The organism is Bradyrhizobium sp. PRIMUS42 (genome assembly GCF_023006515.1).
GTDB lineage: Bacteria > Pseudomonadota > Alphaproteobacteria > Rhizobiales > Xanthobacteraceae > Bradyrhizobium.
In genome coordinates, this window is the sequence record NZ_JALBGZ010001277.1 from 1 (window position 1) to 955 (window position 955).

Annotated in this window: 2 protein-coding genes; both read right to left on the reverse strand. The window is 68.4% G+C overall.

What is annotated here, in order from left to right; all coding sequences use genetic code 11:
- Nucleotides 1–629, reverse strand: a 629-nt coding sequence (locus tag MOV75_RS39665) for an FAD-binding oxidoreductase (RefSeq protein WP_247008293.1), incomplete at its 3' end; no start/stop codon positions are given.
- Nucleotides 630–642: 13 nt separating this feature from the next.
- A partial coding sequence (locus MOV75_RS39670) for an ATP-binding cassette domain-containing protein (RefSeq protein ID WP_369010500.1) occupies nucleotides 643–955 on the reverse strand: 313 nt, incomplete at its 5' end.

Below are 955 nucleotides of genomic sequence, written 5' to 3' on the forward strand. Positions count from 1 at the left end.
AATGCCGGCGTCTCGCCAAAAACCTTGGCGCCGGCCGAGATCGCGGCGCGCGCGAGGCCGCGGGCATAGCTGAGGGGATGCAGATCGCCGCCGCGCGTATCCAGCATCGCGCCGATATAGCGGTCGGTGCCGGTCATCTCGCGCAGCTGCTCGCGGTTCAGATATGTCACCGGCATGCCGCGGCGGATGCATTGCTGCGCCGTCTTCTCGATCGCGGCGGCGCTGGCCGCGTGATAGGCCGCGCGCAGCGTTCCGTTCTGCCGCGCCTCGCACGGGATCTGGTAGCGACGGATCAGATCATGCGTGAAGTTCGTGGTGCCGTAGGAGAATTCGATCATGCGGCGACCGAGCTCGGCGCCGAAGTCCGCCTCGATCTGATCGGGGTCGTGCTTCAAGCCGGGATTGGTGTGACCGCCATTGTTGCCCGAGGCGCCCCAGCCCGGCTCCTGCGCCTCCAGCACCAGCGCCTCGACGCTCTGCTCCGCCAGATGCAACGCGGTGGACAAGCCGGTGTAGCCGCCACCGACGATCGCGACGGAGACGGATTTGTCGACGTCGAGTGGCGGCGTGGCGACCGGCGCGACGGCGGTGTCGGCATAGAGCGATGGCGGCAGAGGCAGGCGAGTCATGGGGGGAGACCGGTCAGAGCGGATGCAGCACGCGGCGCAAGAAGTCCTGCGTGCGCGGATGCTGGGGTTGGTTGAGCAGCGCCTTGGCCGGCCCCTGCTCGACGATGACACCGCCGTCGATGAACAGCACGCGGTCGGCGACGTCGCGGGCAAAGCCCATCTCGTGGGTGACGACGACCATGGTCATGCCGTCATCGGCGAGCTTGCGCATCACGCCGAGAACGTCGCCGACCAGTTCGGGATCGAGCGCCGAGGTCGGCTCGTCGAACAGGATCGCCTTGGGCTGCATGGCCAGCGCCCGCGCGATCGCGACGCGCTGCTGCTGG